Source organism: Acinetobacter sp. UC24323 (assembly GCF_024151445.1).
GTDB classification, from domain to species: domain Bacteria; phylum Pseudomonadota; class Gammaproteobacteria; order Pseudomonadales; family Moraxellaceae; genus Acinetobacter; species Acinetobacter baumannii.
Map to the genome: position 1 here is coordinate 88,954 of NZ_JAHIBY010000005.1, position 15,311 is coordinate 104,264.

General features: G+C 36.8%; 14 protein-coding genes. 10 read left to right on the forward strand and 4 right to left on the reverse strand.

Annotated elements, in window-relative coordinates:
* Positions 1-24 precede the first annotated feature (24 nt).
* The gene (locus tag KNQ97_RS08560; protein WP_253612084.1) at positions 25-1,233 is read right to left on the reverse strand and encodes an aspartate aminotransferase family protein; all 1,209 of its coding nucleotides are present in this window, start codon (positions 1,231-1,233) and stop codon (positions 25-27) included.
* Between the two features lie 227 nt (positions 1,234-1,460).
* Between KNQ97_RS08560 and grxD the strand changes: the two genes are divergently transcribed.
* A complete protein-coding gene (gene grxD / locus KNQ97_RS08565; protein WP_000138830.1) occupies positions 1,461-1,802 on the forward strand; it encodes a Grx4 family monothiol glutaredoxin in 342 nt (113 codons plus the stop codon).
* 46 nt (positions 1,803-1,848) lie between these two features.
* Here the strand turns inward: grxD and KNQ97_RS08570 are convergent, their stop codons facing one another.
* On the reverse strand, positions 1,849-2,172 hold the full coding sequence (locus KNQ97_RS08570; protein ID WP_253612086.1) for a hypothetical protein: 324 nt from the start codon (positions 2,170-2,172) through the stop codon (positions 1,849-1,851).
* Between the two features lie 243 nt (positions 2,173-2,415).
* Here KNQ97_RS08570 and KNQ97_RS08575 point away from each other — a divergent pair, with 243 nt between their 5' ends.
* Positions 2,416-3,318, forward strand: a complete 903-nt coding sequence (locus KNQ97_RS08575) for a LysR family transcriptional regulator (RefSeq protein ID WP_000954523.1) — start codon at positions 2,416-2,418, stop codon at positions 3,316-3,318.
* 50 nt (positions 3,319-3,368) lie between these two features.
* On the opposite strand, the gene map is transcribed toward KNQ97_RS08575, so the two are convergent.
* Complete coding sequence (gene map, locus KNQ97_RS08580; RefSeq protein WP_001202778.1) at positions 3,369-4,163, reverse strand: type I methionyl aminopeptidase; 795 nt, start codon at positions 4,161-4,163, stop codon at positions 3,369-3,371.
* A 352-nt stretch (positions 4,164-4,515) separates the two neighbouring features.
* On the opposite strand from map, the gene brnQ reads away from it, so the two are divergent.
* The 3 genes from brnQ to KNQ97_RS08595 all read left to right on the forward strand — a co-directional run bounded on the left by brnQ (position 4,516) and on the right by KNQ97_RS08595 (position 6,933).
* The gene (gene brnQ / locus KNQ97_RS08585; RefSeq protein WP_001186685.1) at positions 4,516-5,817 is read left to right on the forward strand and encodes a branched-chain amino acid transport system II carrier protein; all 1,302 of its coding nucleotides are present in this window, start codon (positions 4,516-4,518) and stop codon (positions 5,815-5,817) included.
* Between the two features lie 191 nt (positions 5,818-6,008).
* The gene (locus tag KNQ97_RS08590) at positions 6,009-6,428 is read left to right on the forward strand and encodes a heme-binding protein (protein ID WP_000838065.1); all 420 of its coding nucleotides are present in this window, start codon (positions 6,009-6,011) and stop codon (positions 6,426-6,428) included.
* A 259-nt stretch (positions 6,429-6,687) separates the two neighbouring features.
* Complete coding sequence (locus KNQ97_RS08595) at positions 6,688-6,933, forward strand: hypothetical protein (protein WP_000949688.1); 246 nt, start codon at positions 6,688-6,690, stop codon at positions 6,931-6,933.
* 33 nt (positions 6,934-6,966) lie between these two features.
* Here KNQ97_RS08595 and KNQ97_RS08600 read toward each other — a convergent pair whose 3' ends face one another.
* Complete coding sequence (locus tag KNQ97_RS08600) at positions 6,967-7,422, reverse strand: hypothetical protein (RefSeq protein WP_000365974.1); 456 nt, start codon at positions 7,420-7,422, stop codon at positions 6,967-6,969.
* 137 nt (positions 7,423-7,559) lie between these two features.
* Here KNQ97_RS08600 and KNQ97_RS08605 point away from each other — a divergent pair, with 137 nt between their 5' ends.
* The 5 genes from KNQ97_RS08605 (at position 7,560) to KNQ97_RS08625 (ending at position 15,300) form a co-directional block, all read left to right on the forward strand.
* Positions 7,560-8,420, forward strand: coding sequence for an alpha/beta fold hydrolase (locus KNQ97_RS08605; protein ID WP_238971437.1), 861 nt, complete (start codon positions 7,560-7,562; stop codon positions 8,418-8,420).
* Between the two features lie 224 nt (positions 8,421-8,644).
* A complete protein-coding gene (ptsP, locus tag KNQ97_RS08610; RefSeq protein WP_253612088.1) occupies positions 8,645-11,503 on the forward strand; it encodes a phosphoenolpyruvate--protein phosphotransferase in 2,859 nt (952 codons plus the stop codon).
* Positions 11,504-11,517: 14 nt separating this feature from the next.
* Positions 11,518-12,465, forward strand: a complete 948-nt coding sequence (pfkB, locus tag KNQ97_RS08615; protein ID WP_253612090.1) for a 1-phosphofructokinase — start codon at positions 11,518-11,520, stop codon at positions 12,463-12,465.
* A complete protein-coding gene (locus KNQ97_RS08620) occupies positions 12,452-14,170 on the forward strand; it encodes a fructose-specific PTS transporter subunit EIIC (RefSeq protein ID WP_253612092.1) in 1,719 nt (572 codons plus the stop codon). The genes pfkB and KNQ97_RS08620 overlap by 14 nt, the downstream gene beginning before the upstream one ends.
* Positions 14,171-14,835: 665 nt before the next feature.
* A complete protein-coding gene (locus KNQ97_RS08625) occupies positions 14,836-15,300 on the forward strand; it encodes a MarR family winged helix-turn-helix transcriptional regulator (protein WP_000163427.1) in 465 nt (154 codons plus the stop codon).
* Positions 15,301-15,311 lie beyond the last annotated feature (11 nt).

Below are 15,311 nucleotides of genomic sequence, written 5' to 3' on the forward strand. Positions count from 1 at the left end.
CGCCCATTTTTATTGTTTTTAAACTTAAAGATAATTCGTAATTAATGCGACTAAACGCTCTAGCAAAATATCAGCTTGAGCTTGTGTCATGTTAATTGGCGGTAATAAACGAACCACCGAACCTGCCGTAACGTTAATAATAAGTTTGTATTCATCACGAGCAATCGCAACGAGCTCAGCACAATCTTTAGGTAATTGGATACCAATCATCATACCGAAACCACGTACTTGCACATTCTTATCCGACAATTGAGCACGTAATTGGTCAACAATATAATTACCCACTACTGCTGCATTCTCTACTGCATTTTCCTTCTGGATCGTATCAATTACCGTGTAAACCACACGAGAACCCAATACTGTACCACCATAAGTAGAACCATGACTGCCAGGCCCTAATAACCCTACCGCTTTACCTTGAGTCATTACAGCACCCACCGGAAAACCGTTACCCAAACCTTTTGCTGTGGTCAAAACATCCGGAATAATATTTGTATGTTGATACGCAAAGTATTTACCAGTACGGCCATTACCAGTTTGAATTTCATCTAGCATCATTAACCAGTTATGCTGGTTACAAATTTGGCGAACTTCTTCTAAATAGCTAAATCCTTGTGGTGCAGTATTAATACCACCTTCACCTTGAATTGGTTCAATTAAAATAGCAACGATATCTGGATGCTGTAAGGCAGCCTCTTGGATGGCTTCAATATCACCAAATGGCACTCGAATAAAGCCTTCCACTAAAGGCGCAAAACCGTCTTGTACTTTCTTGTTACCAGTTGCTGACAGGGTCGCTAAAGTACGACCATGAAATGACTGCTCAGCAACAATAATCTTTGGCAAGCTTATACCTTGTTGAGTACCAAATTTACGAGCAATTTTAATTGCCCCTTCATTTGACTCGGCGCCACTGTTTGAAAAGAAAATTTCTTCCATACCTGAAACTTCAGCAAGCTTTTGAGCAGCCGCAGTTTGCCAAGGAATTTCAAACAAATTACTCGTATGCACTAGTGTAGCTGCTTGCTCTGCAATGGCGTCTGCAATAGCTGGATGAGCATGCCCTAAACCACATACAGCAATACCAGTGAGTGCATCTAAATATTCTGTACCATCTTGTGTATAAAGATACGCCCCTCGGCCTCGAACAAAACTGATCGCTTGGCGACCATAAGTAGCCATTAAATGTGTTGGTTGATCAGGTTGTACTGGAGCTAGGGTAATATCAGTCATCACGAACTCTGTCTGTATGAGGTTTTAAGAAGGGTTTATATAAACAAAAACTTGCACTGATGAAAAGTCTCATCATTCATTTATCTAAAATTTCGTCTGCTTTTTGCTATCGCTTCGGTTTATACAATAAAATATTGAATATTCTGTGCAACTTTAAGCAACAAGGCGGTTTGCAAAGCGATGTGAACACCCCCTATAATGCTGCAAGATTAGTTGAGGATCTATTTATGACTGAACAAGCACGTGATACTGAAGCGTTAATTCGCGATCAAATTGCGAAGCATCCCGTTTTACTTTACATGAAAGGCACTCCACAGTTTCCACAATGTGGTTTCTCTGCACGTGCAGTAGAGGCGCTCAGTCAAATTGGTCGTCCATTTGCATATGTGAACATCTTAGAAAACCCTGATATTCGTGCAACTTTACCAAAAATTGCAAACTGGCCTACTTTCCCACAATTATGGGTAAACGGCGAGCTTATTGGTGGTAGCGATATCATGCTTGAAATGTTCCAAAATGGCGAATTAAAACCATTAATCGAACAATACAGCGCAGCTCCAGAAGCTTAATAATAAAAAAGCCAATCGAAAGATTGGCTTTTTTATACTTATAAATTTAACAATCACTTATACCGACATAACGAAATAGCCCATCTACACCAAGATCTGCTTTTAAAATAGTTAAATTTTTATAGGGTGTAGTAGTTATCGCATCAAAAATATTTATGTTCGGATCTTCATGTAACTCATCTACGTTTTGATTCATAACTTGTTCAAAACGGTCAGCAACAAATTCAAATCCTAAGTCCATTGCAATAAATACTGTATGTTCACAAGGTTGAACATATTGCTCTTGTGTCCAATCAATAACGGCAAGCTTACAAATCGGGCAAATAATATTAGCGGTTGCGTTCTCTAATTCAACTAACTGGTAAGACATATTATTTAAAAAATCGAGAAAAATATATTTTAGGAGAATTAGCCTATAAGCGCCATATTTGCTTATTAATTTAAGAAAATAAATTACAAAATAATTTCAATGTAATTACAATGAGATTTCAAATTATTTAGTTCTCTCTTTTATGGTTTATTTATAAGCTTTTTACAAAAAATTAAAATCAAACTTTATCGTTGCAAAAGTAATAATGTAAAATCTTTAGTGTTGCATAAATAGGATATTTTAATGCTCACAGATCTTGATGATTTTTATTGTTTTGCCCTTGTTGTTGAGCATGGTGGATTTAGTGCCGCCGAACGTGTTACGGATATTCCAAAATCAAAATTAAGTCGTCGTGTTTATAACTTAGAGGAAAATTTAGGGGTTCGCTTAATTCAGCGCAGTTCTCGTCATTTTGCAGTTACCGATATTGGTATGGATATTTATAGACACGCCCAAGTCATGATGAATGCCGCACAAGCAGCTCATGATTTGGTTGATCACTTAAGTATTCAACCAAGAGGTGTAGTCAAAGTAAGCGTTCCTGTAGATATAGCACAAAACCAGCTACCCAAAATTTTGCCAGCATTTTTAAAAAAATATCCTGAAATTCGTTTACAACTTATTGTAAGTAATCGACGCGTTGATGTAATTAATGAAGGGATTGATATTGCTCTACGGGTCAGATCTAAACTAGATGATGACCCTAGTTTGGTATTAAGACAGTTTGCGCTAATAGAACAAAGTCTCTTTGCAAGCCAAGCTTATTTAAATGAGTTTGGTAATATTAAGTCACCTGATGAATTAAGTGATCATCGTATTTTAAGCTTGTCTGAAGAGCATTTAGATCAACAATTTATATTGCATGGCCCAGACAACCAACTGAAGAAAGTGAAAGTTAGCCCAACTATCATGGGAACAAATATTTATATGCTTGCCCAACTTGCAAGTCAAAATTGTGGTATTGCCTTATTACCTGACACAGCAGCTGAGGATTTTGTAAAATCAGGTCAACTTGTACAAATCTTGCCAGACTGGAAAGCAGCCCACGGTATATTCCATGCTGTTTATCCGTCACGAAGAGGTTTACTGCCAGCTGTACGTGTATTTATTGATTATTTAGTGGAACATCTTTCAGAACATCCATAAATCAAAGCGGCATAAAAAAGTTCGATAGATTATCGAACTTTTTATGCATATTAAATTTCTGGATAATTTCCCACACCTTCGGGCCACGGCGTTAATAATTCAAACCCTGTATCTGTAACAGCAACCATATGTTCCCATTGAGCAGATAACGAATGATCTTGGGTAATTACGGTCCAGCCGTCACTTAATTCTTTTACCTGAGGTTTGCCTGCATTAACCATAGGTTCAATTGTAAAGACCATCCCTTTTTTCAAAACAAGACCTTGGCCGCGTTGTCCATAATGCAGAATATTAGGTTGTTCATGATAAACTTTACCAATGCCATGCCCGCAATATTCACGAACAATGCTATATCCTTCGCGATGAGCGACCGATTGAATAGCGTAACCAATATCCCCTAAAGTCGCCCCTGGTTTAACTGCATGTATACCAGCGACCATTGCTTCATAAGTAGTTTCAACTAATTTTTTAGCATGTGGATTTACGTTACCGACATAGTACATACGGCTCGTATCACCAAAATAGCCATCTTTAATAATTGCTACATCAATATTAATAATATCGCCATCTTTTAAAATTTTATTTTGAGAAGGGATACCGTGACATACCACTTCATTGACTGAAGTACATATTGTTTTTGTGAATCCATGATAACCTACATTAGCCGGTATAACTTTTAAAGTATTTACGATGTAATCATTACAAATATTGTCTAAATATTCAGTTGTTACACCTGGCTTAACATACTCCCCTATCATTTCTAAAACTTGTGCAGCCAAACGCCCAGAAACTCTTAATTTTTCTAGATCTTGTTCAGTTTTAATTGTAACAGTAGAAGCTCTCATTCAATTTTATCCTCGTAGGCACTGCTTTTACCACGCCCACAAAAATGTTAGTTAATTTAGAATATTTTAGAATGGATGTAGGATAGGCGGAAAGCTTTAAATGTCCAAATATTCAACATTCATAATAGAAATTTATATTTTCATTTTTACACAATTTCTTTAAAAAGTCAGACCTAAAAAATGTTTTCTTTATTTCTTTCAATGAGTTTTCAAGTAGATAACTTAACCAGTTGATATTTTTAATATCTCTGGATGATTGATACGGCCTAAAAAAAAGCTTTTTCACATAAAATAGCGCTTGATCATGATCTCTTTTGCTCTAAAATTCTTTCTTTTTTGTTAAATTTAATTTATGCAACAGCTTCGTACCGGAGATATTATTGCCTTAGGTTTTATGACCTTTGCCCTCTTTATTGGGGCTGGCAATATTATCTTTCCTCCCATTGTCGCTCAACAAGCTGGTGATCATGTATGGCTAGCTGCCATAGGTTTTTTGATTACTGCCGTTGGTTTACCTGTAATTACCATTATGGCCCTCTCTCGTATGCAGGGTTCCATTGAAATTATTAGTTCACCGCTAGGTCGTATCGCAAGTCTGATCTTAACTGTAGTTTGTTATCTATCAGTTGGCCCTTTATTTGCTACACCACGCACCGCGACAGTTTCTTATGAAATTGGTTTCTCATCTTATTTTGGAACGTCTAGCAGTAGCCTTTTAATTTACAGTGCAATTTACTTCGCATTTGTAACTGTCGTTTCTTTATATCCGAACAAGCTTTTAGACACAGTTGGACATGTTCTAGCTCCTCTGAAAATTATCGCTTTAGCAATTTTAGGTATTGCAGCGGTTATGATTCCTGCGGGTTATGTTCCTGCTCCAATTAATCATTACGTTAACTCTCCTGTTTCAGAAGGTTTCGTAAATGGTTATCTCACCATGGATACTTTAGGTGCCTTAGTATTTGGTATCGTCATTATTCAAGCGATCTATTCGCGTGGTGTTACTGACAACAAGCTAGTAACCAAGTATGCAATTATTGCCAGCCTTATTTCTGGTGTAGGACTTACTTTAGTTTACTTAAGCTTATTTAAATTAGGTTTGGGTAGTCATGAAGTCGCTCCTAATGCAGCAAATGGTGCTGTAATCCTACATGCATATGTTCAACATGCTTTTGGGAATATGGGTTCACTCTTCTTAACAGGCCTCATTTTCTTAGCATGTATGGTTACTGCAATTGGTTTAACTTGTGCATGTGCTGAATATTTCGCTCAACTCACCAAATTGCCATATAAGCTTTTAGTTTTCATCTTAGTTGGTTTTTCTTTCATTATTTCCAACCTTGGATTGACTAAGCTAATTGCCGTATCAGTACCTGTCTTGAGTGCAATTTATCCGCCTGCAATTGTAGTTATTATGCTCAGTTTCTTCTGGAAATTTTGGCATAAACCATCTTTTATTGTCGGTTCAGTAACAAGCATTGCTTTAATTTTCGGAATTATTGACGGGCTTAAGGTTGCAGGCTTTGGTGATTACCTCCCTAATTTCCTTCAACACTTACCGTTAAATGAACAAAACTTGGCATGGTTGATCCCATCTTTAGTTGTTCTTGTAGTGACTACTCTTATCGACAAAGTTAAACATAAAAGCATTTAATCTGATGTTTTTTTGAAATCGAGTTTTACCCAAACATGATTTTATATATTGAATAAAATGCTGCGTTTACCCAACCAGCATTTTATTTCTAACATCAGCATTTAGTGACAATTCAACTATAGATATAATTAATTTTTACTGTAATATTACACTAAAATAATTTTTAGCTTACTCAGGAAAGAAGAGCATAAATGAAAAGTAAATATTATTTAACATTAGCAGATGCTGAGTTTTTAATGGAAGAAGCTCAGAAATATGCAATTGAACACAACTTTAAAGTCAGTATAGCCATTGTTGATGAAACAAGCTCTTTATTACTTATGAAACGTCTAGATGGCGCTTCTCCTCTCACCACGCATCTTTGCTTAGAAAAAGCTAAATGCTCATCAATGAGCGGTCGTCCTTCAAAATTTTACGAAGAGCTTCTTCAAAATGGTCGTCTTGGTTTCTTGAGTATGCCAAGTGCTCAAGGTATGCTAGAAGGCGGAAAAGCGATTATTTATGAAGGCCAGATTTTAGGCGCGATTGGTGTTTCAGGTGTTCAATCTTTTGAAGATGCTGAAATTGCTCAACACGCTATTGATGTTTTTTTAAAAAAACAAAGTAGCTAAAGCAAATTTAAAGAATAGAGAAATTATTACACTTTTCATTTAAATAATTTCTCTTTTCTAAAAAAGTAATTATTTTATACAAAAATGTTTAATATTTACTTTTTTAATACCTTAACCATTTATAAACATAGAAGTTTTTATAAAACTGTTCAAAAAATTTTCTATTGACTATTGAATTAAGCTAAAAATACAAGTACAACATTAAACTTATTCTTGACTAAAACATTCGGTTTTAGCGCAACCACAAGGAGGGATGGAGATGTTATCATTACATTTCAACAAACAAGTCTTCATTAACACTCTGAACAGCAAAGATTCAGTTGTTTATGGAGTAACGACGCTTGCTCTTATGCTGACTTTACTGTTTCAAGGTATGATTAAAGGGAATCTGAAACCCGAATACTTTATGTATGCCATGGTTGTTTCTTTTGTATTTTGTGTATGGGCCTTTGTCGACCACAAAATGCGAAAATTAGCTAAAAGACGACTTAGTCAACAAAAATAAGAATTCTAAAAATGGATGAGCGATCATCCATTTTTATTTGCTTAAAAACAATAAAATTGTCCCCATCACTAAAATAGCAGTTGCTAATAGCTCAGTAATAATTAAAGCGAACATCATAAACGTCATCAACCATGTAGGTAAACTGAAATGCCCTAACCTATGAGGTTGTTTAAACTGATTGGTCGTATCCTGCAAAAATCCGTGGATGATATAAACTAAAATTGAGAAACTAAAAAACAGTATATTTGCCAATACACACCATAAAGCAATATCTTCATTTAAAATCGTGAAATAGCTCAATACAGCCAGAATAAGTGTGGCTGCTGCATAAAGCAAACTGCTTCTATGTGCAATATCTACATAATAATGTGCACGGCTTAATTCGGAACGGCGTATTTGCCAATATTTCCATACTCCAGTTAACATTCCTATCCATAAAAAGACGCCACTAAAGACAATAGCCAGCTGTACAGCTTTTGATAAATCCATAATTTCCATTATTCGTTTTATTAAAATTTGATGAGCTATATAACATAAATCTTGACTTTATAGTCACATTTTAATCAAGTACCTTTTCAGAACTCGTGTACATTAAGATAAATGATTAGCCAATTAACTTTAAATCTATGGATAAGACTTTTGCATCTTTTTGGATTACCTGCAAAGATGGTTATCAGCTTGCAGCTCAATTTTATCCTGCTCAAGAAAAGAAAGCTGAATACCCTATCCTGATTTGTCCAGCAACAGGTATAACTAAAAACTTTTATCACTCTTTCGCAACGTGGTTAAGCCAACAAGGCTATGATGTATTGAGTTTTGACTTCCGTGGTATTGGCGAGTCCCTACATGGAGCTTTAAAACAAAGTACCGCAAGTATTACCGACTGGGGAACACTTGATATTCCTGCTGCAATTGATGCTTTATTAATAAAAACGAAAGCAAATCAAGTTATTCTTATTGGACATAGTGCTGGCGGACAACTACTAGGAGTCGTACCTAACTATAATAAAGTCGCAAAAGTGATAACGGTTGCAGGTTCAACTGGACATATTAAAGGCCTTAAAGGAAAAACCAAGGTTTTAGCGCCAGTTATGTTTAATCTTATCTTCCCTATTTCTAGTCTTGTTAAAGGTTATGGAGCAACTCAATTCATTGGTATGGGAGAAAATCTACCTAAAAAAGTTGCTCAACAATGGCGAGAGTTTTGTAGCCGTCCCGGATATGTAAAAAACGCCATAGGCAAGACGATTTTTCATGATTTTCATTCAGATATTCAATGTCCCATTACGGCTATTTGGGCTGATGATGATGAGATTGCAACCAAACGTAACGTACAAGAATTATTAAGTTTATATCCAAATGCAAATAAAAAAATGATTGAACTTAGCCCAAAAGATTTAGGCTATAAATCAATTGGCCATATGCTGTTATTTAAAAAATCACATCAAAAACTCTGGTCTATTTTAGAACAAGAAATTAAACATTAATCACTGCTTTTATTTTCGCCTCTAAGTCAGTAATCCGGCTTAGAGGTTTTTTTGTATTAAAAACGAGCAGCTTTTTACTTAAATGCGTCGATATACCGTTAAAGTTCTGCTAAGGTAATTCATCTGAAGCTGTTGTCAAAAAACAGGTATATTTACTTGTTTAATGCAAACAGCTTCTTTTTTTCTGTTTTAGCTAAAGCCAAAGAAATTGTTCAAGGATAATTATGCTAGCACTAGAGCCTCAACATATTCATATGAATCAACATGCTGTTGATAAAACACATGCATTAAAGTGTCTAGTAGATATATTAGAAAAAGATGGGTTAGTTACGCCTGAATATATAACGGGACTCATCAATCGTGAACAACAAAGCGCGACTTATTTAGGCCAAGGCATTGCCATTCCTCACGGTACTCCTCAATCACGTGAATATATTTTAAAAACAGGTATCCGCTTAGCCCATTTCCCCGAAGGTGTGATCTGGGATGGAGAAAATAAAATTTATTTAGCTGTAGTGATTGCAGCAAAATCTGATGAACATTTGCAAGTTTTGCAAATTCTTACTCGTGCATTAATGCATGACGTCAGCGAACAAGTAAAGAATGCTTCTAAACCTGAGCAGATTATCGAATTACTACAAGCTCAGCCATTATCCTTAGCGCTTCATGAAAATCTTATTCAAACCGAAATCGACGCACAAGATATCGAAGATTTATTTTGGGCAGCTTCTCAAACACTCAAAAAACATAATTTTGTAAAATGTGGTTTTCTAAGCTCACTTGATCCAGAACAAGCTATTCAACTGCAAGATCAAATCTGGTCCATTTCTAGCAATCACTTTGTTCAGCAACCCGCTATTAGCATTACTAAACCATCACAGGCTTTAGAGCTAAATGGTAAAAAGCTGAACACCCTCGTTTGTATAGCAGCCAATGACCAACTCGATAATGAAAGATTTAATCGTTTAATTGATATTTTATTTAACCCTGAGCAAGTTGCCGAGCTAGATAAAACTCAAACTCCAAACGAAATTGCAAAAATTATTGGAGCTGACGTTGTTCCGGACTGGCCTCAACGTTCAGTAGTACTGGCAAATGCACACGGCTTACATGCCCGACCAGCTACACACCTTGTCAATCTTACAAAAACCTTTCAAGGCGACATCCAAGTTGCAGTAGATGATGGTAGCTTTGTTTCTGCCAAAAGTTTAACTCGTCTTTTAGCGTTAGGTTGTAAGCGTGGCCAAACTCTACGTTTTATCGCTGAGCCAGAAACCGATGCCGTAGAGGCTTTAGATCAAGTTATTTTGGCAGTACAGCAAGGCTTAGGTGAAGAAATTGAAGCGCTACCTGTAACCAGTGAAACACCTGACCAGCTCCCTGCTCAAACGGTAATATCAAATGCTACGACATTGGGTAACAATACGGGAATTGCAGCATCAAGTGGCTTAGCTTTTGGACCTGTCCATGTGATTAAACCAAAGGTTTATCAATATGAACGTATGGGTTCAGGCGTAAAAGTCGAGAAAGAAAATTTAGATATTGCCCTACATGCAGTAAAAAACAATATTCACCAAGTCATAGCCAAAGCTGATGCCTCTGAAATTAAACAAATCTTTCGAGCTCACCTAGAAATGCTTGATGATCCTGATTTAATTAATGGTGTATATCAAAAAATTTATCAAAATTTATCAGCACCAGCTGCGTGGCATGAACATATTGAAGCTGCAGCTAAAGCACAGGAAGCTCTACCAGATCGTTTACTCGCTGAACGCGCAACAGATCTACGTGACATTGGTGACAGAGTTTTAACCCAATTATGTGGTGAAGTGGTTATTGAAGAGCCAAAAGAGCCTTATATTCTAATCATGCATGACGTGGGGCCAAGTGATGTCGCTCGTCTCAACAAAGACCGAGTCGCAGGTATTCTAACTGCTATAGGCGGTGCAAGTGCGCATAGTGCAATTGTCGCACGTGCTTTAGGCATTCCAGCTATTGTGGGTGCTGGTGAACAAGTCCTAGAAATTGATCCGAAAAGCACTTTACTTATTAATGGTGATACTGGAACTTTTGTTTTAAATCCAGATGCAGCGCAAATCGAACAAGCCAAGCAAGAGCGTGAGCAACAGCGTCAAATTCGTGAAGAAGCTGAACGCCATAGCCACGAGCCAGCAATTACCTTAGATCAACACCAAATCGAAATTGCAGCCAATTTGGGTAAAGTTCAAGCGACAGCACAAGCAGTAGAATGTGGTGCTGAAGCAATTGGCCTACTTAGAACCGAACTTGTTTTTATGTCTCATAGCAGTGCACCTAATGAGGCTGTTCAAGAGGCTGATTACCGAGTTGTATTAGATGCACTTGCAGGTCGCCCGCTTGTAGTACGTACATTAGATGTAGGCGGTGATAAGCCTTTACCTTACTTACCAATTGCTGAAGAAGAAAACCCATTCTTAGGGTTAAGAGGAATTCGTTTAACTTTAAGACGCCCTGAGCTTTTAAAACAGCAATTAACCGCTCTACTAAAAGCATCTGATAATCGTCCGTTACGCATTATGTTCCCTATGATTGGACGCGTTGAAGAATGGCGTGCAGCCAAAGCAATTCTTGACGAAGTAAGAGCCCAACATCCATGTGACAATTTACAAGTTGGTATTATGATTGAGGTTCCGTCTGCTGCTTTACTTGCACCGGTTCTTGCACAAGAAGTCGACTTTTTCAGTATCGGCACAAATGACCTGACCCAATATACTTTAGCGATTGACCGAGGCCATCCAATACTCTCAGCGGAAGCAGACGGATTACATCCAAGTATTCTTAATTTGATTGATCAAACAGTAAAAGCTGCCCACAAATATGGCAAATGGGTAGGAATCTGTGGTGAGCTTGCAGCAGACCCGAAAGCTGTACCTATTCTCATGGGATTAGGCGTAGACGAACTGAGTATGTCCCCAAATAGCATTCCTTTAGTAAAAGCTCAAATCCGTACACTAAGCTATAGCCATGCTCAAAAGCTTGCGCAACAAGCTTTACTATGCGATAGCGCCCCTGCTGTGCGCCAGCTATCTGAACAAGACTTATAAGATTGGGAATAGTAATGGCTAAAATTTTAACAATTACTTTAAACCCTGCAATTGATGTAACCATTCAACTGAATGAGTTATTAGTAGGAGAAGTGAACCGACAAGAGTCGGTAGAAATTCATGCGGCTGGCAAAGGCCTTAATGTTGCTCAAGTATTAAAAGACTTAGGTCATGATGTAATCGTAACCGGCTTTTTAGGTGAGCATAATCGACAAATTTTCGATACACATTTTGCACAAGCTCAATTTCAACCTGAGTTTATTTATATTGATGGTGAAACACGTCAAAATATAAAAATTGCTGAGCATTCTGGGCGGATGACAGATTTAAATGGCAAAGGTTTCTTTGTTTCTGAAACAGACAAACAAAGGCTATTTAATAAGATTGAAGCTCTGTTACCACAAGTCGAGGTTGTTGCAATAGCTGGTAGCCTCCCGCAAGGTTTTAGTATTGATGAGTTACAACAACTTATTCAACTGATCAAAAAAAATAATAAGAAAGTTGCCCTAGATACCAGTGGTAAAGCATTGGTTGCTGCAATTGAATGTCAACCTTGGATGATCAAACCGAATACCGATGAGTTGGTTGAAAGTTATCAACGTCCAGCAACAAGCTATGCTGAACAAAGAGAACTTTTTGATAGCTTAACCAATATTGAGCATGTGGTTATCTCAATGGGTGAAGATGGCGTAAATTGGTTACACGCCACTCACCCCTTACATGCTCAAGCACCAAAAGTTATCGTAAAAAGTACAGTAGGCGCTGGTGATTCACTCTTAGCCGGCATGATCCATGGGCTTGTTAACCAAATGCCTCCTGAAGAGACCTTAAAAACTGCGACAGCCATTGCAAGCCATGCTGTAACACAAATTGGTTTTCGAATCCCTACTTCTGAGGTTCTAAACCAATTAAAAGCACAAACTATTATCAATTCATTGAGTGAATCTGATGCAAACTGCTAAACATTTATTATTTGTCACTAATGATCCGCAACAGCAAGTCAATACTTTAATCTTGGCTCGTAAACTTGCTTTAGTCGCAACCCAACACGGCTATAAACATAGTGTCATTTCACTCGATGAATTTGAATCAAGCGATCATTTTGATCATGTCATTATTATTGGACAACAACCTAAAAATCTAAATATTTTTGGTCAAAACGCTCTATCTTTAGTTTCTATTGAAGATATTAAAGATGATGCAGACAAAGCACTTTTAACGGCACTTGAACACTCGAAACCAGCAAATGATTGGGAACAAAAACCTAAGCAAGCTTCACATACAGCAACTCATTTTGTTGCCATTACTGCTTGCCCAACTGGAGTTGCCCATACATTTATGGCAGCTGAAGCGTTACAACAAGGTGCAGAAAGACTTGGGTATCAAATCGATGTAGAAACTCAAGGTTCTGTAGGTGCGAAGAATATTTTATCACCTCAAGCGATTGCTGATGCCGATATTGTTATTCTTGCTACTGACATTGAAGTCAACACTGACCGCTTTGTAGGTAAGCGTGTCTATAGATGTAGCACTGGTTTTGCTTTAAAACAAACCGACAAGGCTTTTGCTGAGGCAATTGCTAATGCTCAGGTTTTAGAACAAGGTAAACAGCAAGCAACAACGGAAAATAAGGATAAAACTGAAAAAGTTGGTGTATATAAACACTTATTAACTGGTGTTTCTTATATGCTGCCTATGGTTGTTGCGGGTGGCTTGCTAATTGCACTTTCTTTATGTTTTGGCCTAAATGCAGCAGAACAAGCTGGTAGTCTGCCAGCCATATTAAAACAGATTGGCGCAGCAGCATTTACCCTCATGGTACCCATGCTGTCGGGTTATATTGCATATTCCATTGCAGATCGCCCTGGTCTTGCACCCGGTTTAATCGGGGGTTTATTGGCAGCACAGTTACAAGCAGGATTTTTAGGCGGTATTGTTTCTGGCTTCCTTGCAGGTTATATCGCATTATTTATTGCTAAAAAAGTTAAGCTCCCAACTAGCTTAGAGTCCCTTAAGCCCATTTTGATTATTCCATTACTAGGAACATTATCTGTTGGGCTGATTATGTTCTATGTGGTAGGTCAACCTGTAGCACATATTTTTGAGTTAATGAAAGATTTCCTCAACAACATGGGCACAACAAATGCTGTATTAATGGGAATTATTCTGGCAAGTATGATGTGTATTGATTTGGGCGGACCAATCAATAAAGCTGCTTATGCTTTTACAGTTGGACTACTTACCACCAATACCTATATGCCAATGGCAGCCACGATGGCAGGCGGTATGGTTCCTGCAATTGGGATGGCAATTGCAACTTTCCTCGCTAGAAATAAATTTAGTACTGGTGAAAAAGATGCAGGTAAAGCTGCTTTTGTACTTGGTTTATGCTTTATTTCAGAAGGTGCAATTCCATTTGCAGCAAAAGATCCAATGCGTGTTATTCCAACCTGTATTCTAGGTGGCGCAATAACTGGTGCATTAGTTGCTTTATTTCACTGTGAGCTTGTGACTCCACACGGCGGTGTATTTGTACTACTGATTCCGAATGCAATCAATCATGCGTGGTTGTATCTTGCAGCAATTGCGGCTGGAAGTATCGTAACGGGAGTAAGTTATGCCATCATTAAAAAGAATCAAGAAGAAAAATTATTAACAAACTCATAATTTAAAAAGGGAGAATATAGATTCTCCCTTTTTATTAGTACTCAGTTTTATAGATTAATTTGAACGGCATGTGTTATCAGTTGTTCTAAGGTAAAACACTAAAAATTTAATTTGAGGCCATACTCATCTTTTAATTTCAAAATTTGTAGAATTACATTTGAATCTTTGAGAAATAATTACCCCTTATTCACACAAATAATTTTAACATTTAAAATCAATAACTTACAAACAAATATTCATTAATTTTATAGATAATTCATCAATTGTGTTAAATGTATGGTAAATTTTCATCTTCAAAAAATCTTTTAAACATATGATTAATTTAAATATTTACCTATTGAATGGATTTATTTTTTTAAGTTATGACTTTGTAGACAAAAAATTTTGATAGAAATGTCACGTTCAAAACGAGTTTTTTTTTCTACGATTCTCATGCAAACAAATATCGTTCATTTTACGACCAAGCGATTAGCCAAGTTCAAATAAACGGTAAGGAATAAGTTTTATCAGAAGAGGAAAATTTATAGTTTGTCCTTGTTAATCAAACAATATAAATTTTGCTCATGACTTAAAGTCCTGATATAACTTGCTTAGTGAAACTATATTTTTCCACTATTAAAATAAGTTTCATAAAATGCGATCCACCAAGGTATGGGGAAAAGTCAATGACAAAGAAGTATGCGCGTTTTTTACCTACAACAGAATCTTTCACTCTTGAAGATTTTCCATATTATTGGATTACTCAGGTCCATGCTCAATATGTTCAAAATATTGATAATGCCCTCAAAAAATATGGCCTAGATAATTCACGTCGACGTATTATGCTTGCACTAAGTAGTAAACCTCACGCTAGCGTATCAGAGCTATCTGATATGATTATTTCAAAAATGTCGACTACCACTAAAATTGTTTATCGCTTAAAAGATGAAGGCTTAGTTGAAACCTATTCTTGTCAATCAGATGGTCGTATTACACGTGTATATCTTACCGAACGTGGTACAGAAATGATTAATAAAATTAATGATCTAACGAGTGTAGTACTTGAACAATCATTCGAAGGTATCACCCCTCTTCAACTAGAAAAAATGATGGAAAGCTTAAAATTGCTTTTAAAAAATCTTTCTCGATAATTGTTGTTTTC